Consider the following 21676-nt stretch of genomic DNA (forward strand, 5'->3'; position numbering starts at 1 on the left):
CTAGATAATGGGTGCAGATTTTTCGTAATTTTTGATTATACTTTGGCAATCTTAAATTAACTCGCCAGCTCCTTGAATAGGCATTTAGCGTTCTCATCGGTCACTTTTTGAATCTCCTCCACACTCTTCCCTAAAACCTCCGCCATCTTTTGAGCAACCAAAGGGATGTAGCTTGGCTCATTGCGACTTCCTCGATGGGGATGAGGGGTGAGATAGGGGGCATCTGTCTCCAAAAGAAGTCGATCCAATGGAATCTTAGAGAGCACCTCCAAAAGTCTCCTAGCGTTTTTAAAGGTGAGTACCCCGCCAATTCCATAGTAGAAATCTTGAGGGGCGAGTCCTAGAAGAATCGCATCCGCGTTGTAACAATGCAAAACCCCCCTAAGCCCCTCCTTGTGCTGCCAAAGCATCTCAAAGCTATCGTTTGAGGCTTCTCTAATGTGAACGATGAGCGGCTTTTGATGGGCCTTAGCTAGAGCAATTTGGCGCAAAAAAACCTCTTTTTGGAGTGCCTTTTCTGCCTCTCTCTCTTCGCTCTCGCCCTCCAAGCGATAGTAGTCAAGCCCGCACTCTCCCACGGCGATACATCGGGGATGCTTTAGCGCCTCCACAAGACGCTTCTCATCATACTCTTTGGCATGATAGGGGTGAACCCCTGCAGCAAAATAGACCTCTTTGAAGCGCTCGCTCAAGGCTTGGGCGCGATTTAGGTCTTCAATATCTGCTCCAGGAATCACAAAGCGCTCCACCCCCAAAGAGAGGGCCCGCTCAATCACCTCGGCGATATCTTCTTTATAGCTTGCATCGTCCAAATGACAGTGGGTGTCAATCAAATCTCTACTCTCCTTTTCTTAAGCTTCCTAGCCTCTCGCTATAGTTCAGATTGAGCGCTTCTAGCTCCTCGATATAGCGCTCTAAATACTCTTTATAATCCTCCATCAGCTCTTGCATCACCAAATACTCCGCAGGACTTTTGGAGCTATATTGCAGTTTTAATATTTTGCTCTGCAGGGCGGAGAGCCTCTCATTGAGGCGACATGAGGCGCGGCCAATCTCTTGGGGTATCTGATCGCAAGCATTCATCTTCCCCCCTCCTTCACAAGGCGCGGCATTGAACAGTCTCTCGAATTTAGGCGTTACTATAGCGCACGCTTCTTTTGCCTCCCCTTTGAGAGAATGTGATAGAATCGCTCCAACTCCTCTAGAATCTTTCATAACAAGGAGACTTTTTGTTCACTGGACTCATCCGAGAGCTCGCCGAGGTGGGCTCTCTTCATGACTCTTCACTCAAAATTCGCGCCAACCATACGCCAAAGATCGGCGACAGCATCGCGATTAATGGCGCGTGCCTCACGGTCGTCTCGCTTTTTGATGGGGGTTTTGAGGTGGAACTGAGCGAAGAGACACGCCGCAAAGTCGCCACTCAAAACTACCATGGCAGGGTCCACATGGAGCCCGCCATGAGACTTCAAGATCGCCTTGAGGGGCATATCGTGCAGGGCCATATTGATGGAATTGGAACTCTCACGAAAATTCAAAAACACCCCATGGGTAGCGACTTTTTCATCGAGGCTCCTTCGGAGGTGTTGCGCTACATTATCCCCAAAGGAAGTGTGGCTATTGATGGCGTGAGCCTCACGGTCAATGAGGTTTTAAGTGATTCTTTCCGACTCACCCTCATCCCTCATACGCTCACCTCCACCCTTTTTGGAGACTACTCCATTGGACGCAAGGTGAACATCGAGACCGATATATTGGTTCGCTCCATAGCCCATCTCTTAGGGAGAAGAGATTCTCTTTCGTGGGCAGAGGTCGATTCGATATTGATGAGCTACTAGCCATGCCTCCCCTACCCAAAGCCGCCGCCCTTGCTTATGACTCACAAAAACAGCGCGCACCCAAGCTTCTAGCCAAAGGAAAGGGAATTATCGCTGAGAGAATTATTGAACGAGCCAGAGAGCTTGAGATTCCCCTTTTTCAAAATGAGCTTCTCGTCAACTCTCTTTTAGAGTCGCCGCTAGATCAAGAGATCCCCCCTGCTCTATACAAGGCAGTGGTGGAGGTCTTTGTTTGGCTCTGCAAAAGTGAGCAAAAAGCCCAGCTCTCCTAAAAAGTGGCTACAGGCGTGCGAGTCGTCTCCAAAAAAAGAGAGCCAAAGCTGTCCAAAGAATCATCGGAATCAAAAGGCTCACCTCAGGGTGGATAAACCCGCTCATGGAGAGCCTAGAGAGCGCAAAAAAGAGCCCCCAAAACAAAAGAACTCCAAGAATCGCGGCAAATACGATAATAGCAAGATTCCCATAGCGCATCGTGATGGGCATATAGTAGGCGACTAACACCATGCACAGAGGAGCAAAAAAGGGAAAGAGCACCAAAGAGTAGAGAATTCCACGAATCTTTTGGGAGTTCACCTGTTGCTCCAAAAGAAGCGACATCGATTCGATAGCATCGATGATAGAGACTGCTCCGTGACGCTCATAAATGCTATCAAGAATCCTTGGACGAAACCCCTCCAAAACCTCCATAAAGTCGACTTTCTCCACCTCTAGAGGCGAGCCTCCAAGTGTGAGCTCAGAGGGGATGGTCATCACCATCGCCTCATTGAGGCGCCAATGATTATCCACAAAGCGTGCCTCTTTGGCCTCGATCCATTGGGCGACCCGATCCCCTTCGAGGCGATAAACCTTCACCCCTTCTGCCTTTTGCAAAAGAGGGTAGATTTTATCAAAATAGATGTAGCTGTCATGGTATTTCACAAAGAGCTCTCGCTTGAAGTTGCCCACATAGCCTTGATCAAGGATGGTGTCCACCCTCTCTTTGGCGTAGGCAAAGGGGGTGGCATTGAGCACAATAAATCCGAATGTGAAAAGGAGGGCAATCCCCAAAAGAGGGGTGGTGATTTGGCGCTTGGAGTAGCCAATAGAGAGGAGGGCGGTGAGCTCATTGGTGCGCAATAGCACCACAAAAAGAAGAATCTGCGCCAACACCAATGCGATGGGCAAAATGAAATTGAGTGCATAAAGCGCATCATAGACGACAAAAAGAACAACTAAATTGGCTGAAGGGGGAAGCTCTTCGGCAAATTTCAACAGATCGATTCCGACAAAGAAGGTCTCAAGGGCTAAAAGAAGGATAAAAAAGTATTTAAGATAGAGCGCCCCCAAAAAGCGAAATGCTAAGCTCACACCTTCTCCTTGGGGGTTGAGGGCTTAAGAGAGTAGCGCGAAACCAATCGATCCCACTCCATCTTCCCTTCCAAGAAGCTCTCAATCGCCTCTTTGGCATGGGGGAAAAGTCGCTCTTCTAGCTCCTGCTCCTCCTCTTGGCTAAATCTTGCCAACACATAATCAGCAACCTCCCACCCCAAAGGAGGCTTGCCAATCCCTATCCTCAGTCGATAATAGTCATTGCCTAGAAGCTTATCAAGCGATTTAAGTCCATTATGCCCCCCATTCCCCCCTCCACGCTTCAAGCGAATCGCTCCAAAGGGAAGATCAAGATCATCATGAATAACAAGGATTTTTTCGGGCTTATAGAAAGTGGAGACGGGGAGGGCTGATTCTCCTGAGAGATTCATGTAGGTGGTGGGCTTGAGAAAGAGGTTCTCGCCCTCTTTGTGAAGCTCACCCTTAAAGGTGCTCTTGGTCGCATTCAAGGCCGACCGACGCTCTAAAAGTGCATCGATGACCCTAAATCCAATATTGTGGCGGGTGCTTTCGTATGTTTTGCCTGGATTCCCAAGCCCTACAACTAACACCATCGCGCTGACTTCAAAGCTTACTTCGCTTTGATGACGCCTACGATGGCCACGCTCTCTTTTTCAATCACCTTGACATTAGGAAGCTCAGGTAGATCTCGCACCAAAATCGCATCGCCCACATCCAAATCGCTCACGTCAAGCTCATAGCTTGCAGGAAGATTCTCAGGAGAGCACTTCACTTTCACGCGCTTTTTAGAGAGGATGAGAACGCCTTTGTTCTTAAGTCCTTTAGCGCTTCCTGCTGTCTTAACAGGCACAAGGAACTTGGTCTCAACACCAGGCTGAACCAACATCAAATCAACGTGCAAAAGGTCACTCGTGATGGGGTCTTTTTGATACTCCTGAACCACCACATTAATCTCTTTGCCACCGACTTTCACGGGGAAAATGATATTTGTTTTGCTCTTTACGGCTCGAATAAAATCATTTTTTTTGAAGGCACAATGGGTGTTCTCTTGACCTTTGCCGTAAATGTTGGCAATTAGATAACCATCGTTTCTCAAAGCCTTCACTGCAGACTTGGAAATACTCTCTCTAATTATTCCCTCTAACATGGAAATTCCTTTATTTTTGGTTGTTGATTTCCTTTTTTCATGCAAAAAAAGTCGGTCATTATAGCGAAAAAGCCTAAATATCGCCTAAAATTCAGCTATTTCAAAGAAGCCAAAAGCGAGGTGAACGATTCTTTAAAGAGCGTCAACCCCTCGGAGAGAAGCTCATCACAAAGCGCCTCCATCTCCACGCCCGCCCTTTGGACCTCTGCCCAAAAGCGCTCCTCTTCTTCTAGAGAGGGGATCGGCTGGGGCGTGGGATTGCCCTCCTTGACAAAGGCTTTGATGGTCTCTAACGGAGCGGTGTTGACACTGTGAGCATGAAGAAGTCGATCCACATAGTGACTAGGAGGGAGCACTCCCCCTTTCACGCCCGTGCTAGCAAACAAGGCGCGAACTCCCTTGAGTTGAGCCTTTTGGATGTGGCGATAGATTCTCTGCGCGTTTTTGATTCCCAGCTCCCCCTCACTCATGCCTGCGGCTTTGAGTTTCGCATCCGCCTTACGATCCAATCGAGAGACAAAGATGCTAATCACGGCATAGGGCGCCTTATCGCTCTTGGCGTAGCCTCGGGTAAACGCATCAAGACACGCTTTGGCTTGCTCCAAAGAGAAGATGAGTGTCGCATTGACAGAGATTCCTTTGGCCATCAATGCCTCCATCACCTCATAGCCCGCTTGAGTCGCAGGAATCTTGATCATCACATTAGAATGCCCTATCGCCTGATAGAGTCGCTCCCCCTCTTCAATAGAGCCCTTGGCATCATCACACAAAAGAGGATCCACTTCAATACTCACCCAACCATCTTCGGGGTTTTGAGCATGCAGGGGAGCCAAAAGCTCGGCCGCTCTAGCGATGTCTTGAATGGCAAGTGCCTCATAGATCTTTTTGGAGGGCTGCCCTTTGAGTGCCCCAATAGAATCTTTATAGGCACTTGAGGTGGTGAAGGAGTTTTGAAAAATCGCTGGATTGCTTGTGGCCCCTTTGATGATTCCCTGCTCAATGAGCTCCAAAAATCCCTTCTCCAAAAAGTCTCGCTCGATGAAGTCACACCAGAGCGAAAAGCCGATCTCTTCTAGTTTCATTCTCTCTCCTTGAGGTTTTTAAAGATGGGCAAGAATTTCGCGCAAATCTTTCTTTTCGATAATAATATTGGCCTTTTCCCTAAGAATGGGCTTGGCGCAAAAAGCGACTCTCTGTTTAGCAAAAGGAAACATGGAGGCATCATTAGCTCCATCCCCCACGGCCATCGTGAGCTCGGGAGAGATTCCTAAAAGACGCTGGAGCGTCTGCATCATCTCGCCCTTGGATGACCCAAACATCATCTCGCCCCCCACTTCTCCCGTGAGTTTTCCCTCTTTGTGGTGCAAAATATTGCTGAAATCAGCATCTAGCCCCAAGGTTTCGCGCGCCTTAGAGGTGGCGTTTTTAAAACCTCCGCTAAAGACAACCACCTTATAATCACGCCGCTTTAGCTCTTGAATAAGCTCTTTGGCTCCCTCCATCAAGGTTAGATTGGCGCAAATCTCCTCAACCAAAGAGAGCTCCATCCCCCTAAGAAGTGCCACGCGACGCTTAAGGCTCTCATAAAAATCCAAGCCCCCCTCCATGGCCCCCTTGGTGATTCTATCCACCTCTTCCCCTACGCCATAATGGTGCGCCAAAATATCAATCGTCTCACCATCCATTAGCGTCGAATCAAAATCAAAAACCGCCAATTTCATCAACATACTTTCCTTGTTTTTTAGAGGATTTATTTAGGGATATTGTAGCTATAGGGGGCTGAAGAAAAGGAGAAGAGAGAGGGGAGAGGAGCTAGAATGTCCTCTTTAAAAGCCCCTCGGTTTTGAGAATCGTAATGAGGCGATCCTCTTTTTTGCCGATTCCATAGATGATGTTATCATCCTCGCTAATGGTCTCAGGCGTGGGGTCGATACTCGATTCTTTGATGCGCACCGCCTCGGTGAGTCGATCAATCACAAATCCCGCCACCTCATCATTGTGTTTAATGACAATATAGCGAGTGTCCTCACTCTGCTTCTCTGCGGGCAGGCTGAATTTCAGGCGAAGATTGATAAGAGGAATCACATTGCCTCTAAGGTTGAATACTCCTAGCACATAGTTTGGTGTGCCTGGAACTCTCGTGTACTCCAAAGGCTTAATGATCTCCTGAATGCTCAAAATGGGAACCGCAAACTCCTCTGCACCTACGATAAATCCCACAAGCTGGACGACACTCTCTGCTTCAACGGAGGGCTCTTTGCTCTGCTGCTGCTGTTTAAAAACCTCTTGCATCCTACTCATAGCTTTCGACCTCCACGTTTAGGTTGATGTTACGCTTGACGACGTTCATTAGATATTCGGGCGAATAGGGCTTGGTGATGTATTCCGTCATGCCCGATTCCACGCCTCGCATTCGGTCGGTCTTGCTGGTTCGACTGGTAACCGCAATGAGGGGCATATTTTTGAATTTATTGTACTTGCGAATCTCTGCGGCTAGCGTGTAGCCATCCATCTTGGGCATTTCAATGTCAATGAGAACCGCATCAATCTGCTTGTCGCCCGCTTTGATCATATCAAGCGCCTCGACTCCATTGGCCGCCTCTATCACGGTGACACCAAGAGGTCGAAGGGATTTTTTCATGATGGCGCGATCGGTGGTGCTATCATCCACCGCCAAGATCACATAGTCACTGGGAGCACTCTTTTCTCTGCGAGTCTCTGTCTCTTGGATAAGCTTGTTGATGCTCACCTTCACGCGCTTAGCCATCTGCATCATCGCCGCTACATCCACAATAAGGGTCACTTTTCCATCGCCTCGAATGGTTGCCCCTGCAATTCCCTCTGTGCCCTTGAGGTAGTAACCCAGGGATTTGATGACAATCTCCTCTTGTCCAATAAGAAAGTCAACAATCACCCCGATCTTATTCTCCGCCAAGCCGATCACCACCACATAGGCTTCTTCGGCATTTTCAAAGACGCAATCAACCCCAAAGATATCCGCCAATCTCACCAAAGAGAGCACTTCATCCCTCAAACGAAGGACGCTTTTGCCCTCCACGGTGTAGATCTCATCTTGCCCTACGCGGACGGTCTCAAGAACTGAGGCGAGAGGAATGGCGTAATACTCCTCTTGAACCCCCACTAGAAGGGCTTGAATGATGGCAAGCGTGAGAGGAATCTTGAGCTTTAGCGTGGTTCCCTTGCCTAGCTCACTGTCGATATCGATGATTCCATTGAGCTTTTCGATGTTGGTCTTGACCACATCCATTCCCACGCCACGCCCTGAGACGTTAGTGACCGTTTTAGCTGTTGAAAAGCCTGCCTTGAAAATGATCGCGAAGGCCTCTTTATCGGTCATCATGTCCGCTTCTCTCTCGCTAATCATGCCACGCTCTACCGCTTTGGATTTCAGCGCCTCGGCGTTGAGACCTTTTCCATCGTCTTTGATCTCAATAACGATGTGATTTCCCTCATTATAGGCCTTGAGATAGATTGTCCCCACTTCACTCTTGCCCAATGCAGCTCGATCAGCCGGAAGCTCAATCCCGTGGTCACAAGAGTTTCGAATGATATGCACCAAGGGATCGCCAATCTCCTCAACGATTGATTTATCGAGTTCAGTCTCTTCACCGCTGATCTCAAGCTCGATATTCTTCCCAAGCTCTCTAGAAAGGTCACGAACCATGCGAGGGAATTTATTGAAGACTTTGCCAATAGGCAACATCCTAGTCTTCATGACCGCAATCTGCAAATCGGTCGTAACAATAGAGATAGAGGAGACGACTTGATTAAGCTCTTCAAGGAATTTTTCACCCTCATAGCGCTCCTCAACATCATCATAAATCTTGATGAGGCGGTTTTTGCCAAGAACAAGCTCTCCGATGAGATTCATTAGGTGATCCAATCGCTTCACATCCACCCTGATCGTCTGCTCGACAGCCGTCGCAGGGGTTTTGGCTCCCCCTCCTAATCCATTCTCCTCAGGCTCTTTTTCGCGCTTCATCTTCTTCTCCTCGGGGGCGGCTTTAGGGGTTTCGATCTTTGGAGCTTCAGCTTTGGGAGTGGGATTTGGAATGGGCTTTTCTTCGGGTTCGCCCATCTCAAGGGGAGCCTGAATATCGTCCTCTTCTCCATTCATTCGTTTTTGTTCTCGTCGCTTGCGATCCTCATTTTGGCGCTTTTGCAAGAGCCTTTCGATCTCATTTTCAATCTCTTCGGGGCTCATATTGGCGTAGTCGAGATCTGCTTCCATCTCCTCTGCACTACTCTCTATTCCCGTATCCGAAACCGAATCGACACTCACCTCTTGGCCCTTAGAGACCGCATCCAGCCTTTGGACGATTTTCTCGATGGAAATTCCACTCTTGGCGTCGCTTCCTGTGTCACGAATGGCCGAGAGGAGTGCTTTCATCAAGTCGATAGATTCCAAAACCACGTCCATAATGTCAGGGGTGAGTTTAAGCTCACCGTGTCGCGCTTTATTCAGGACATCTTCCATGTGATGTGTCAGATGGGTGAGTACATCAAAATTCAAAAAGGAGCTAGATCCCTTGATGGTGTGCGCCACACGGAAGATTCGATTCAAAAGATCTAAATCCTCAGGATTGCTCTCTAGCTCGACCAAATCTTGGTCTAGCTGTTCAATCATCTCGAACGCCTCAATGAGGAAGTCTTCCATTATTTCTTGCATCTCATCCATGTGACACCTCTTCTTGGATTGGGTTTACGCTTCGCTGCGTTTTTTTAAGACGCGCTCAATCTCTTCATAAAAGACGTTGGCATCAAACTTGACCAAATACGCCTCACCGCCCGCTTCTTTGCCTCTAAGGGTGCTGAATTTATCGCTGATAGAGGAGCTAAAGATGATAGGAATTTTAGCAAATCGCTTATCTTCTTTGACCTTGGAGGCAAAATGGAAACCATCCATCTGCGGCATCTCTACATCTGAGACAATGATTTTAAGCTCCTCTTGGAGTTTATCACCATAATTCTCATAAAGAGACTCGAGCTTTTGAAGCCCTGCCTCTCCATCGATCGCCTCAACCACTTTAAAGCCCATGCGCTCAAGCGTCTCACGGACGATTTTGCGAGCGATAGAGCTATCATCAAGCACGAGGGCTATCCCTCCAAAACGCTTCTGCTTCTTATCGCTACTCACCTCGGGTTGATAGAATCCAAGCTCCTGCACGATACTCTCAAGGTCAAGCACAAGCAAGACTTGATCGTTCTCAATGCGCGTGATTCCTGTGATTTTATTTCGATCCATGTTGCCATAATTGGAGCTAAAGTGGGCAGGCTCAATATCTTTCCAGCTAATCCTTCGGATACGCTTGGCCTCATGCACCACAAACCCGATGAGGATATTGTTGAACTCCGCGATAATGACGCGAGGTTTGATTTTTTTATTCTTGGGGACTTCAATTCCCATCCATTTGGAGAGATTGATGATAGGGATAACCACCCCCCGGAGATCAAAAATCCCCTCCACATAATCAGGAACCCCTGGAAGCTCGGTCAGCTTAGGGAGGCGGATGATCTCATTAACCTTGGCGACATTGATTCCATAAACTCCTTCATGGACAATGCCCTCTTCGAGTTTGAAAATTCGAAAATCCACCAACTCCATCTCATTCGTGCCGACTTTTAGAGCGTTTTCGTTATTGGCTATGGACACTCAGGACTCCTTGAGAGTGGACTCTTTGATGGAAACTACATTAACGTTCAATTCTACTACAAAATAACTTTCATTGCAAGCGAGCGAAGGGAGCGCTACATAGCTCGTCTCCTGCTCTTTAACCCATCCGCAAGAGTGAAAATGCCCCTCAAAAATCCACTTGGCGTTTTTGCCTTGGTAAAGAGGGAGGCGCTGACGCGAGAGTGCCTTACAAGGGGGACCTACACGCAAGGTTTTGGCTGAAACTCGCGCCTTAACCCACTCAAAAATCTTCCCACCCCTTTTTTGATCCATCTGATTTAATATTTTAAGAATCCATGGATTTCTTATAAGTTTTGTATAAATTTCATACCCCCACCCTATCTTCCAATCCCCATGAGCCAAGAGGGCCCTCTCGCCGCCTAGCCTAAAAAGCGCGGGTTGAGATTCTCTCCCAATCACGGTGATTCCCTCCAAGAAAGGAGAAAGGTTGAAGTCATGATTCCCCTCCAGCCAATAAAGGGGTCGCCTTTGCGCCAAGGAAGAGATTCGTCTCAACAGCTCTGCATGGGGAGCAAAGCTCGCCTCTACCCCTCCAAAGAGGAGGTCAAAAACATCCCCCATCAAAAAGATAGGAGCCTCAGAAGATTGAGCCTCTAAGAATCCCCAGAGTCGCTCTAAATAACCAAAGTGGTCGCTCTCATGAGAATCGGCAATAAAGATCGATCCCGTGGTAATCTCCCCCCAAACCTTCTCACTCATGGAGCATAGGCAAAGCGGGGCAATCCAGCACCCTCGGGCAATCCCAGCATCAAATTGGCATTGGCAATCGCTTGAGAGCTCGCCCCACGCAAAAGATTGTCAATCGCGCTATTGACCCACAAATCCCGCCCTTGACTCATTGCATAGATGTCGCAAAAGTGCGTTCCTGCGACCGCTTTAATCTCCACAGGGGAAGAGCGCAACCTGATAAAAGGCTCATTGGCGTAGCGCTCCCTTAGAATCGCCATCGCATCCACAGGCTCCTTCAATCGCGCAAAGGTGGAGACCAGCATTCCTCTAGTAAGCGGCGTGAGATGGGGGATGAAATTCACTTTTTTGGCTTTTTTACCCCAAAGCTCAATCTTCTCCGCAATCTCTGGTTCGTGACGATGCGAGAGAGGCGAGTAGGCAAAAAGATTCTCGTTAATGGTGGGGTAGTGGGTGTTGTGGGTCAGTTTTTTGCCTGCACCACTCACGCCACTTTTGGCATCCACAAAGAGTGAAGAATCTTCGTCTAGATAGGGGATAAAGGGGAGGATTCCAAGGAGTGTAGCGGTGGGATAACACCCAGGATTGGCGATTAGCCTCGCTTGGACGATCTCCTCTCTTGCCCACTCAATGAGTCCATAGACGGCATGGGAGAGATTCTCTTTGTCAAGATGGGGGCAGTAGTGTGCCTCATAGCGCTCTAAAGAGAGGCGGTAATCCGCGGAAAGGTCAACGACTTTTTTCCCCAAAGAGAGCACCTCTTTGGCAAACTCCATGGCACTTTGATGAGGGAGCGCCAAAAAGAGCAGCTCACATCGCTTCGCCGCCTCTTTGGGATCAGCCTTCTCCACGCTCAAATCTGAAACCCCTTGAAGCGAGGAGTGAAGAGCGCCCACCCTCACACCCCCTTCGGTATTAGCGGCGTAGACTAGCTCCAAATAGGGATGCTCTAAAAGCATTTTCAGAAGCTCCAACCCTGTGTAGCCGCTCACTCCGACGATTCCAACGGGAATCTTTTTCATCTCTCTCCCCCTCCCACAAACTGTAGCAATTCGATTCGATCTCCTGCTTTGGGGATAAATGCTCCCCATTCCGCCTGCTTGATGATCTGCGTGTTCACCGCTGCGGCCATCACCTTCTCCATGATTCCCAGCGATTCAATCATCTCCAAAAGTGTCAATGCGTCAAGAAATTCTCGCTCCTCGCCATTGATCCACACTTTCTTCATTCCATTGACTCCATCACACACAAGCAAAATCCTTTAGGCTCTTTAGCGACATTAAATGCCACGCTAAAAATTTTATTCCCCTCTTGGTGTCTTCCGCCCTTCTCTAGCGCCAAACGCGCCATCTCTTTGAGTTTTTCGTTCTCAACTCCATGTTCCCCTCCTGAGGCAATCGCTCTAGGGTTGACCTTGAGGCACTCCAGCTCTAAATCAAACCAAAAAATCGAAGCCACCTCATTGAGCGCACGAGAATAGACCTCAAACTCTCGTTCCAAACGCTTTTGCATTTCGATTCGTTTGAGATGCATGAGAATCTGAGTCACATCCAAGGGCTTGGTGAGGTATTTATCCACATCCAAATCAATCGCGCGCTTAAAAAGCTCCGCATCTTCAAAAGCCGTCGCCACGATGATCTCCACCGAAGGCTCCATCTCTAAAATCTGTTTGGCCATCTCTAGACCATTAAGCAGAGGCATCTTAATATCAGTGATCACCACATCAGGGCGATGCTCTTTAAAGACCTCCAGCCCCTCTTGCCCATTGGCGGCAAAGTGAATGTTTTTGACTTTGCGCTTGAGCGCGTTAAAGATTCCGCTTCGAGAGAGCTCATCATCCTCCACATAAAGGACGCTCAAATCCACTGCTTCTTCCATGTAGGTCATGCTAAGCTCCTTGGCTACTTTGAAGAGGAGAAGTAGCGCGCAAAAAATCCCGCGATGTTCTCCTGCTTGGCACGGCTTAACGCCAACTCTCCGCTTTTCACATTCTTGGTGATCGTGCTCCCCGCGCCAATGATCGAATCATCTTCGATAGAGACGGGCGCAACGAGCTGCGAATCGCTCCCCACGAAGACATTTTTACCAATTTTGGTCAGATGCTTTTTCTTGCCATCGTAGTTGCAGGTGATCACTCCTGCGCCAATATTGCTCCCCTCGTCCACCTCGCAATCGCCAAGATAGCTTAAATGCCCCGCTTTCACGCCCGTGAGCTTGGACTTTTTGACCTCAACAAAATTCCCAATGTGAGTCTCTGTCACTTCGCACTGTGGTCTGAGGTGCGCCATAGGCCCCACATCGCTTCGAATCACACGGCTCTCTTCAATCACGCTGTGGGCTTTAATGTGAGATTCTTCAATGTAAGAATCGCCCGTGATGGAGACTCCATTCTCAATAAAGCATTCGCCGACAAACTTCACCCCTTCATCAATATAGATGGTCTCAGGGAGGCGCATTCTCACGCCCTCCCTCATCCATCGGCGGCGAATTCGTCCCGTCATGATCGCCTCTGCTTCGGCAAGATCGGCCTTAGAATTCACCCCTTTGAAATTCTCCTCTTTAACAAAGAGCGGAGCGACGATGAGTCGATCTTTTCTAGCCATCTCAACCACATCAGTGAGGTAGAACTCTTTTTGGGCGTTGTCATTCTTGAGTCTCGGAAGATAGCAAGCCAAAAGAGCGCGATCAAAAAGATAGACCCCCGCATTCACCGTGCCAAGAGATTTCTCCTCTCCTGTGGCATCCTTCTCTTCAACGATTCTCTCCACGCTACCCCCGTGAATCACCACGCGCCCATAGCCCGATCCATCCTCTAGATCAAGCACGCTCATCACAAAATCTGACCCCGCCCTCAAGAACTGCTTCAGCTCCTCGGCCTCGACTAGCGGCATATCGCCATTAAGCACGAGAATCTTTTGATATTTAGGCTCTATCCCCATGAGCGCCCCACCCGTTCCAGGATAGTTGACGTGATCTTGAATCACATAGCGAATGTCAGAGAAGTATTTTTCTATACTTTTTTTTACCATTTCACTTTCATGAAACAAAACAACACTCACATCATCGCTCAGCTTCTTCGCCTCTTTGATAACATAATAGAGCATCTCTCTCCCACAGAGAGTGTGAAGGACTTTAGGGGTTTTGGACTTCATTCGGGTGCCAGCGCCAGCCGCGAGAATCACAATGGATAAATTCATCTGTTTAGAGCCTTAGAGTATCGAGAATTTATGAGATTTTAACACAACTGGGTTTAGAATAGATTATTTTACGCTTAGCTTGTGGGGGTTTGATGGATTTAGGCAGTGTCATCGGAATGGTGCTAATCTTCGCACTACTAGGCTCGGCGATGATGATGGGGGTAGGGATTGGCCCTTACATCGACATCCCTTCGGTTCTTATCACGATTGGGGGCTCAGTTGCTGCTCTACTCATCTCTTTCAAGCTAGAGCAGATGAAAAACCTCTTCAAATACCTCGGTGTCGCCTTCAAGCCTCCCAAATATGATGTTCCAGCCTTAGTCAAAAAGCTCGTGGATTACGCCACTCAGGCTCGGCGTGATGGAATCTTGTCTCTGGAACAGACTGCCAATCAAGAAGAAAACGATTTCCTCCGCAAAGGTCTAAGCATGGCCGTCGATGGAGCCGAACCCGACACGATTCGAGAGCTCTTGGAGATTGATATGGAGCAGACGCTCGGACGACACAAGGCCAATGCAGGGATTTTTGACACTTGGGCGGCCCTTGGGGGAGCCTTTGGTATGATTGGAACCCTCATTGGTCTAGTGGCGATGCTCATGAACATGTCTGACCCTAGCACCATCGGACCCGCGATGGCGGTCGCTTTGATCACCACCTTCTATGGAGCGCTTTTGGGGAACGTCGTAGGTGCGCCTATTGCGAGCATTTTGCTCATCCGCGCTGGCGATGAGGCTCTCGTCAAGCAGCTCATCATTGAGGGAATTATGTCCATCCAAGCAGGGGATAACCCAAGAACCCTTGAAGCCAAGCTTCTCGCCTTCTTGCCTCCCACACAGAGAATCAGCCAATTTGAGTAGGAATCCTCTTGGCTGAGGCAAAACGCAAATGTAAGCCTTGTGACTGCGTCAAAGGACTTCCCCTGTGGCTGGGCACTTTTGGCGACCTCATGAGTCTTTTGCTCACCTTTTTTATCCTCCTCCTCTCCATGGCCACTTTTGACGCCAAGAAACTGACCGAAGCCGAAGGAAGCATCCAAGGAGCACTCAGCATTCTGCCCGGAGGGCTCAAGACCGAACCCGGGAAGAATCGTATCCAGCAGCTCGCCGAGATCACCTTCACCCCAGAGAGCGCCGAAGAGATCAATCGCGTGGAGAGTCTCTTCATGGAGTTTCAAGAGATGGCCAAGGTGGCCGAAGGACCCTCTAGTGCGGTAGGAAGCGGAAGCGAGGGCTTCATCGTGCGACTCCCTGCGGCACTCCTTTTTAAAGAGGGGGGAATCGAGGTGGAGAATAGTGATGGTTTCCTCTTTGTCAAACGCATGGCCGAGATTGTCAATCGCCTTCCCAAGGATGTCCATGTTGAAGTCCGAGGCCACACCGACACTCTCCCCCTCCCCGCCCAAGCCCCTCAAGATAAGCTAGAGCTGACCGCCAAACGCGCACTCTCGGTCTCCAAACTTCTTGTCAAAGAGGGGATCGACCCCAAGAGAATCACCACCGTAGGACGGGGCGACCAAGACCCCCTCACGCACGCTAGAACCCCCGAAGCCCAAGAGAGCAATCGTCGCGTGGATATCTATCTCTACCCCAAAGAGACTCAGACACTCGCCCCTGGCAACATTCTCGATAAAACCATCAAACAGGAAAAATAATTTTGTCTTTGAAACTCTCTCTCTGGCTCTTATGGGTAGGATTCTCTTCACTCGCCCTTGGGGCTGAACCAACCCTACCCACGGTCAATCTCTCCATCGGTGCCCCCACGGATCCGGGCGATTTGGTGAGCACGCTCAATATCGTTGTTGTCCTCACGCTACTCGTCCTTGCCCCCTCTTTGGTGCTGGTGATGACCAGTTTCACGCGTCTTATCATCGTTTTCTCCTTTTTACGAACAGCCATGGGAACCCAGCAATCGCCGCCCACGCAACTCCTCGTCTCGCTTGCCATGGTGCTCACCTTTTTCATCATGGAACCTATCGCGAAGCAGAGCTACGAGATAGGCATCAAGCCCTACCTAGCCAAAGAGATTCCCTATGATGTGGCTTTTGTGAAGAGTGTTGGGCCCTTTAAAGAGTTCATGATTCGCAACACCAGAGAGAAAGATCTCGCCCTCTTCTATCGCATCAGGGGCATGGAAAACCCCCAAACCATCGAGGATATTCCCCTCACCATGGTGATTCCTGCCTTCATGATCAGCGAGATGAAGACCGCTTTTCAGATTGGATTCCTCATCTATCTCCCCTTCTTGGTGATTGACATGGTGATTAGCTCCATCCTCATGGCCATGGGGATGATGATGCTCCCCCCCGTCATGATCTCACTTCCCTTTAAGATTCTTGTCTTTGTGCTTGTGGATGGTTTCAACCTTCTTGTGGGAAGCCTCGTGGAGAGCTTCAAATGATCTGTCCTCATCAAGGAACTTGCGGAGGATGCGCCCTAGCTCTCCCCTATGAAGAGCAGTGGAAACTCAAAGAGAGCGAGTTTAGAGAGCTTCTCCCCCTCTCCAAGGATACCCCCACCGATCTCTATCCCTCCGCCCCCCACTCTTTTAGGGCGAGGGCTGAGTTTCGCCTCTATCGCAACGAATCGGGCAGACTCTCCTACGCAATGAGCCAAAAGGGAAGCAAACAGCCCCTCCCCATCCAATCCTGTCCGATTCTTCTCCCCTCCATCCAAGCCCTCATGCCCTCGCTCCTAGAGGCGCTAGAATCCGATGAGATTCTCACGCAAAAACTCTTTGGAGTGGAATTCCTCTCCGGCCTAAGCCAAGAGGTGCTCGTGAGCCTTCTCTATCATAAACGGCTCGATCATGCCTGGGAGGAGCGCGCCCTAGGGTTGCTCTCATCTCTTCCTACACTCTCTTCACTGATTGGGCGATCCAAAGGTCAAAAAATCGTCCTAGGAGAGTCTTTCATCACCGAGACCCTCACGATTGACTCCAAACCCTGGCGATTCCTCCACTATGAAGGCTCCTTCACCCAACCCAATCCCAAGGTGAACGAGAAGATGATCGAATGGATTATCTCAGCCCCTCCCCAAGGGGACCTCTTGGAGCTCTATTGCGGGGCAGGGAATTTCACCCTTCCCCTCTCCTCGCGCTACGCCAAGATTCTCGCCACCGAGGTCTCTAAAACCTCCATCCACGCCGCTAAACAAAACTGCGAGCTCAATAGTGTGCGCCACATCTCTTTTGTTCGCCTCAACGCCCAAGAGACCCAGAGCGCCCTAGAGGGAGAGCGGGAGTTTTATCGCCTACGCGAGCTTGACCTCCCCTCCTATGACTTTCAAGCGGTCTTTGTTGATCCCCCTAGAGCAGGGCTTGGTGCCGAAGTCGCTTCATTTTTGAGACGCTTTGATCAGATTCTCTATATATCTTGTAATCCAAAGACGCTCCAAAGCGACCTAGAAGTGCTACAATTAAGCCATGACGTAGAGAGATTCGCTCTCTTTGACCAGTTCCCCTACACGCCCCATCTCGAATCAGGAGTGATTTTGCGCCAAAGGAGGTGATTGATGTGCTCCTTTCCCTATTTTTCTAGACTCTTCCTCTTTTTAGGAGTCTTTGGACTCCTTCTTCCCCCCATCTACGCTGAGCACACTCCTGATGTCTTGATTCTCAACTCCTATCATCGAGGTTTAAAATGGAGCGATTCCACCATTGAGGGAGCGCAAAAAAAGTTAGGCGAGCTCTCTCCTGCGCCTCGAATTAGGGTGGAGTATATGGACTGGAAACACCACCCCACCAAAGAGAATTTTCGCCTTCTCAAAGAGTACTACGCTTACAAATACATCAACCACCCTTTTGATGTGATCATCGCCAATGACGACGCCGCTTTTGAATTTGCTCTCCTCTACAAAAAAGAGCTTTTTGGAGATCCACCTCTAGTTTTCACGGGGGTGAGTGAGGATAATCTCACCCTCTACTCTCCGCTGCCCCCTGATGTCACGGGTGTCATTGAAAAGGCCGATACCTCTGGCACCATCGCTCTTGCTTCCCAGCTTTTCCCTGATCTCAAAAATCTTTATGTTGTCTATGATTCCACTGAGAGCGGTCTCTCTATGGGCAAAGAGGCAATCAAAGAGCTCTCACAGAGCCACCCATGGATTCGCCTCATCTCCTCCGAGGGCAAGCCTCTCCCTGCGATACTTGAAGAGATCAATGCCCTACCGCCTCAAAATAGCGCGGTCTTACTGACGGTCTTTTATGGAACAAGCGGAGATGAGATCGGTTTTGAGTCCTTTGCAAAATCTTTGGCACAAAAGATCAATAAACCCCTCTTTGTTCTCTATGATTTCAATCTAGGCACAGGAGCCTTAGGGGGCAAGATTTATAGCGGGAAACGCGTGGGTGAAAGGGCTGCGAAGCTAACTGAAGCGATTCTTCAAGGCACACCCCCTTCAAAACTTCCCCTTCAAAACGAGGGGGCGCTAGAGAGCGTGGTGGACTACAATGCGGCCAAACGCTTTGGAGTTGAGGATGTTGGCCTCCCCAAAGAGACGCGATGGACGGGAAAACCCCCTAGTCTTTTGGAGACTCACGCCAAACTTGTCTATGCCACGCTTGCTATTTTAGTTTGGCTGGCCATTTTAGCGCTCTTCTTGGCGTATCATCTACGCAAAACCCATCTCTTCAACCAAGAGCTAGAGCGCAAAAATGAGGAGCTAGAACAGCTCAACGATGAAATCACCGCTTCTGAAGAGGAGCTAGAGGCACAATATGAGGAGTTAAGTGCCACCTATGAAGACCTTCTTAAGGCCCAAAAACGCCTTGACTTCATGGCCTACCATGACACGCTCACAGGTCTAAACAACCGTGCTGCTCTCTCGCTTGAGCTCCACCGCTTTGAGACTCATCGCACTCCCTACGCCCTCATCCTCATGGATGCCGATAACTTCAAGCAGGTCAATGACACGCTGGGACACCAATTTGGGGATCAAGTGATCATTGCCGCCACTCAGCGCCTCGCCTCTATTGGATTTGAAGGGGTCAAGCTCTTTAGGGTGAGCGGGGATGAGTTCATCGCTCTTTTACCTCACGCACAAAACGAGGAGGTGAAGCGTTTCGCCAAAGAGGTGATTCAAGCCTTTTCCAAGCCACTCATTGTAGAGGGTCATTTAGTCTATTTCGCCTTTAGCCTAGGGTCAGCCCTCTGCCCTCAAGATGGAGTGAGAAAAGATGAGATTCTCACCAAAGCCGATGTGGCAATGTATCACTCTAAAACCCATCAAAAAGGAACCCTGACCCTCTTTGAAGACCATCTTCTAGAGCGAATCCGCCAAAAACAGCGCCTAGAGAAACACCTCAAAGGGGCGCTAGAGCGTGGAGAGTTTACGCTTCACTATCAACCCCAGCTCCACCTCCCTAGCGGTACGTTTTGGGGCTTTGAAGCGCTTTTGCGATGGAATAATCCTGAGCTTGGCCCCATTCCCCCTGACTGCTTTATTCCAATTCTAGAGGAGAATCACCAGATCATCCAAGTGGGCACTTGGGTCTTGGATGAGGCATGCGCCTTTGCTGCGTCCCTCCCTCTGGGCACAGAGGAGCGCCCCCCTTGTGTCTGCGTGAACATCTCCTCTCACCAGCTCTTTCATAACGATTTTGAAGAGATGGTTCTCTCCACACTCAAACGCCATCAGCTCCCCCCTGAGCGCCTAGAGATCGAGATCACAGAAAGTGTCTTTATCGATTCCCTAGGATTGGTCAAAGAGAGGCTAGAGCGCTTAAGGAGCGAGGGCATAAGGGTGGCCTTGGATGACTTTGGGACAGGCTACTCCTCACTTAGCTACCTCCAAGCCCTTCCCATCACCACGCTTAAAATCGATAAATCCTTTATTGATGAGATTCCCTCCCAAAGCATTCAACAAGGAATCATCTCCGCGATCATCTCTATTGGCAAGCTCATGAATTTAGAAATCGTCGCCGAGGGAGTCGAAACAAAAGAGCAGCTCGACCATCTTGCCCTCCACTTTTGTGATCGAATCCAAGGCTATCTCTATGCCAAACCCCTCCCCCCTTTAGCTCTCAAAGATTTTATTTCCACCAAGGGCGAGGCTTAATGAGAATTAGAAGAGCTTTTTTATAGAATCTACCCTCACTCAATTCTTGCCAACGAGGTGGATTCATGTCGCAAGCTCTCGCCCTAAAGTACCGACCCACGCGCTTTGAAGACCTCATCGGTCAAGACCCCATCTCTCAAACCCTCTCCCTCGCCCTAGATAGCGGCCGTCTCTCGCACGCCTATCTCTTCTCAGGGCTTCGAGGAAGCGGAAAAACCTCTAGTGCTCGAATCTTCTCTAAGGCGCTCAACTGCGCCCAAGGTCCCTCCAGCACCCCTTGTGATGTGTGCGAAAACTGCCTTGCCGCCAAAGAGGGCAGACACATGGATATCATCGAGATGGACGCGGCGAGCAGTCGAAAGATCGATGATATCCGCGACCTCATCGAGCAGACCAAATATCACCCCGCGATGGGACGATTTAAAATCTTCATCATCGATGAGGTTCATATGCTCACCAAAGAGGCTTTCAACGCCCTTCTCAAGACCCTTGAAGAGCCTCCGCCCTATGTGAAATTTATTCTGGCCACCACCGACCCCCTCAAGCTTCCTGCGACTATTTTAAGCCGCACTCAACATTTTCGATTCAAAAAGATTGCCCATCGCGATGTCATCGCTCACATTCAAAAGATTCTCCATCTTGAAAATGTCCCTTTTGAACCCGAAGCGCTGGAGATGATTGCTCGCAGCGGAGGAGGCTCATTACGTGATACGCTCACGCTTCTTGATCAATCCATCATCTTCTGCAAGGGGAATCTCACCCCCGCGCTCGTGGCGCAGATGTTGGGGCTGGTCGATCCAGAGCTTTTGGAGCGCCTCTTTGATGCGATCTTCTCCCATGATGAGCCAACCCTCTCAGAACTTCTCAAAGAGCTTGAGCTGCACGAAACCGAGATGGTGCTTGAGGAGATCGCCATTTTTCTCAAAGAGAAACTCTCCCAAAATCACCCTCAATATCCCCTGGGGATGCTGGATCGATTCTTCCGAATCATCGCCGATTCCCAGACTCTTCTCTCGCTGGGCAGCCATAATGCCTTTGTACTCACGCTCACGATTTTGAAGATGAAAGAGGCGCTCAAAATCAAAGAGATTGATGGAATGATTGAGGAGCTAGAGCAGGAGCTCTTCTCCAAAAATCCCGCCAAACCCCTTGCCCCCTCCCCCCTCGCGCCTCCCTTGCCCGTGGTGAGCAATCCCCCCTCTGGAAGCATAGCAACCCCTAACAAAGAGGCGCTCTTTGAGCATCTCAAAGCCAAAATCTATGATCGCAACTATGACCTTGGAGAGTGTTTCGAGAAAAACATCCGATTTGTGGATTTTAGCGAGGGGATTCTCTCTTGGAGCAGTCGCGCCGAGGGTGAGTGCAAAGAGCGCCTCAAAGACGCCTACAGCGTTATCAAGCATTTTGTCAAAGAGGTCTATGGAATCGAGGCCTCCATCAAGCAGGTCACCCTCCCCCCTCCCGAGGCCCACGATGAAGAGCCCGCCCCTCCCCCTCTCCCATCACTTGAAGATTCTCCCCCAGAAGAGTCCTTGGAACCCGAAGGGAGTGGCTGCGTCGCCTCAATGCTAGAGGAATCTAGCGCTCCTTGCGAAGATTCTAAAGAGAAACTCACTGAAGCCATCTTGGAGAGCCCCTTGGTAAGTGCAGCCAAAGAGCTTTTAGAGGTCAAAAAAATCATCGTTCGTTCCAAAGTCTAACCCCAAAAG

General features: G+C 49.5%; 23 protein-coding genes. 8 read left to right on the forward strand and 15 right to left on the reverse strand.

The genetic code is table 11. The features are described 5' to 3' along the window. Positions 1 to 56: 56 nt before the first annotated feature. Both WS_RS09775 and WS_RS09780 read right to left on the reverse strand, forming a co-directional pair. Positions 57 to 833, reverse strand: coding sequence for a TatD family hydrolase (locus WS_RS09775; RefSeq protein WP_011139854.1), 777 nt, complete (start codon positions 831 to 833; stop codon positions 57 to 59). 4 nt (positions 834 to 837) lie between these two features. Beyond that, entirely contained in the window at positions 838 to 1083 is a 246-nt protein-coding gene (locus tag WS_RS09780; protein ID WP_041571923.1) for a hypothetical protein, read from the reverse strand. Between the two features lie 146 nt (positions 1084 to 1229). Here WS_RS09780 and WS_RS09785 point away from each other — a divergent pair, with 146 nt between their 5' ends. Together WS_RS09785 and WS_RS09790 are read left to right on the forward strand one after the other, a co-directional pair. After that, a complete protein-coding gene (locus WS_RS09785; protein WP_011139856.1) occupies positions 1230 to 1838 on the forward strand; it encodes a riboflavin synthase in 609 nt (202 codons plus the stop codon). Between the two features lie 2 nt (positions 1839 to 1840). After that, the gene (locus WS_RS09790; protein WP_041571924.1) at positions 1841 to 2110 is read left to right on the forward strand and encodes an EscU/YscU/HrcU family type III secretion system export apparatus switch protein; all 270 of its coding nucleotides are present in this window, start codon (positions 1841 to 1843) and stop codon (positions 2108 to 2110) included. A gap of 7 nt (positions 2111 to 2117) precedes the next feature. On the opposite strand, the gene WS_RS09795 is transcribed toward WS_RS09790, so the two are convergent. The 13 genes from WS_RS09795 to glmU all read right to left on the reverse strand — a co-directional run bounded on the left by WS_RS09795 (position 2118) and on the right by glmU (position 13914). Next, on the reverse strand, positions 2118 to 3185 hold the full coding sequence (locus tag WS_RS09795; protein ID WP_011139858.1) for an LptF/LptG family permease: 1068 nt from the start codon (positions 3183 to 3185) through the stop codon (positions 2118 to 2120). After that, positions 3182 to 3760 carry an aminoacyl-tRNA hydrolase gene (pth, locus tag WS_RS09800; protein WP_011139859.1) on the reverse strand — a complete coding sequence of 193 codons (579 nt, stop codon included), beginning with the start codon at positions 3758 to 3760 and terminating at the stop codon, positions 3182 to 3184. Before pth ends, WS_RS09795 begins: the two co-directional genes overlap by 4 nt. Positions 3761 to 3777: 17 nt before the next feature. Then, positions 3778 to 4314: a 50S ribosomal protein L25/general stress protein Ctc gene (locus WS_RS09805; protein ID WP_011139860.1), complete on the reverse strand. Its 537-nt coding sequence runs from the start codon at positions 4312 to 4314 to the stop codon at positions 3778 to 3780. Between the two features lie 95 nt (positions 4315 to 4409). After that, positions 4410 to 5396 carry a transaldolase gene (locus WS_RS09810; RefSeq protein WP_011139861.1) on the reverse strand — a complete coding sequence of 329 codons (987 nt, stop codon included), beginning with the start codon at positions 5394 to 5396 and terminating at the stop codon, positions 4410 to 4412. A gap of 18 nt (positions 5397 to 5414) precedes the next feature. Continuing rightward, entirely contained in the window at positions 5415 to 6035 is a 621-nt protein-coding gene (gene serB / locus WS_RS09815) for a phosphoserine phosphatase SerB (protein ID WP_011139862.1), read from the reverse strand. A 91-nt stretch (positions 6036 to 6126) separates the two neighbouring features. Then, entirely contained in the window at positions 6127 to 6606 is a 480-nt protein-coding gene (locus WS_RS09820; RefSeq protein ID WP_408646041.1) for a chemotaxis protein CheW, read from the reverse strand. 1 nt (position 6607) lies between these two features. Further along, complete coding sequence (locus WS_RS09825) at positions 6608 to 9013, reverse strand: hybrid sensor histidine kinase/response regulator (protein ID WP_011139864.1); 2406 nt, start codon at positions 9011 to 9013, stop codon at positions 6608 to 6610. A 24-nt stretch (positions 9014 to 9037) separates the two neighbouring features. Beyond that, positions 9038 to 9940: a chemotaxis protein gene (locus tag WS_RS09830; RefSeq protein ID WP_049770719.1), complete on the reverse strand. Its 903-nt coding sequence runs from the start codon at positions 9938 to 9940 to the stop codon at positions 9038 to 9040. A 48-nt stretch (positions 9941 to 9988) separates the two neighbouring features. Next, positions 9989 to 10729, reverse strand: coding sequence for a UDP-2,3-diacylglucosamine diphosphatase (locus tag WS_RS09835; protein ID WP_011139866.1), 741 nt, complete (start codon positions 10727 to 10729; stop codon positions 9989 to 9991). Further along, the gene (argC, locus tag WS_RS09840) at positions 10726 to 11739 is read right to left on the reverse strand and encodes an N-acetyl-gamma-glutamyl-phosphate reductase (RefSeq protein WP_011139867.1); all 1014 of its coding nucleotides are present in this window, start codon (positions 11737 to 11739) and stop codon (positions 10726 to 10728) included. The genes WS_RS09835 and argC overlap by 4 nt, the downstream gene beginning before the upstream one ends. Next, positions 11736 to 11945, reverse strand: coding sequence for a sulfur carrier protein ThiS (gene thiS / locus WS_RS09845; protein WP_041571925.1), 210 nt, complete (start codon positions 11943 to 11945; stop codon positions 11736 to 11738). The genes argC and thiS overlap by 4 nt, the downstream gene beginning before the upstream one ends. Next, positions 11942 to 12604: a response regulator transcription factor gene (locus tag WS_RS10770; protein ID WP_011139869.1), complete on the reverse strand. Its 663-nt coding sequence runs from the start codon at positions 12602 to 12604 to the stop codon at positions 11942 to 11944. Before WS_RS10770 ends, thiS begins: the two co-directional genes overlap by 4 nt. A 14-nt stretch (positions 12605 to 12618) precedes the next feature. Beyond that, the gene (glmU, locus tag WS_RS09855) at positions 12619 to 13914 is read right to left on the reverse strand and encodes a bifunctional UDP-N-acetylglucosamine diphosphorylase/glucosamine-1-phosphate N-acetyltransferase GlmU (protein WP_011139870.1); all 1296 of its coding nucleotides are present in this window, start codon (positions 13912 to 13914) and stop codon (positions 12619 to 12621) included. A gap of 92 nt (positions 13915 to 14006) precedes the next feature. Here glmU and WS_RS09860 point away from each other — a divergent pair, with 92 nt between their 5' ends. The 6 genes from WS_RS09860 to WS_RS09885 all read left to right on the forward strand — a co-directional run bounded on the left by WS_RS09860 (position 14007) and on the right by WS_RS09885 (position 21667). Beyond that, positions 14007 to 14771 carry a motility protein A gene (locus WS_RS09860; protein WP_011139871.1) on the forward strand — a complete coding sequence of 255 codons (765 nt, stop codon included), beginning with the start codon at positions 14007 to 14009 and terminating at the stop codon, positions 14769 to 14771. Between the two features lie 8 nt (positions 14772 to 14779). Next, entirely contained in the window at positions 14780 to 15565 is a 786-nt protein-coding gene (locus WS_RS09865; RefSeq protein ID WP_011139872.1) for an OmpA family protein, read from the forward strand. Between the two features lie 8 nt (positions 15566 to 15573). Beyond that, on the forward strand, positions 15574 to 16311 hold the full coding sequence (fliP, locus tag WS_RS09870) for a flagellar type III secretion system pore protein FliP (RefSeq protein ID WP_041572257.1): 738 nt from the start codon (positions 15574 to 15576) through the stop codon (positions 16309 to 16311). After that, positions 16308 to 17420 carry a tRNA (uridine(54)-C5)-methyltransferase TrmA gene (trmA, locus tag WS_RS09875; protein ID WP_011139874.1) on the forward strand — a complete coding sequence of 371 codons (1113 nt, stop codon included), beginning with the start codon at positions 16308 to 16310 and terminating at the stop codon, positions 17418 to 17420. Before fliP ends, trmA begins: the two co-directional genes overlap by 4 nt. Positions 17421 to 17423: 3 nt before the next feature. Continuing rightward, positions 17424 to 19967, forward strand: a complete 2544-nt coding sequence (locus tag WS_RS10775; protein WP_011139875.1) for an ABC transporter substrate binding protein — start codon at positions 17424 to 17426, stop codon at positions 19965 to 19967. 65 nt (positions 19968 to 20032) lie between these two features. Beyond that, positions 20033 to 21667 carry a DNA polymerase III subunit gamma/tau gene (locus tag WS_RS09885; protein ID WP_011139876.1) on the forward strand — a complete coding sequence of 545 codons (1635 nt, stop codon included), beginning with the start codon at positions 20033 to 20035 and terminating at the stop codon, positions 21665 to 21667. Positions 21668 to 21676: the final 9 nt, after the last annotated feature.

The organism is Wolinella succinogenes DSM 1740 (assembly GCF_000196135.1).
GTDB lineage: Bacteria > Campylobacterota > Campylobacteria > Campylobacterales > Helicobacteraceae > Wolinella > Wolinella succinogenes.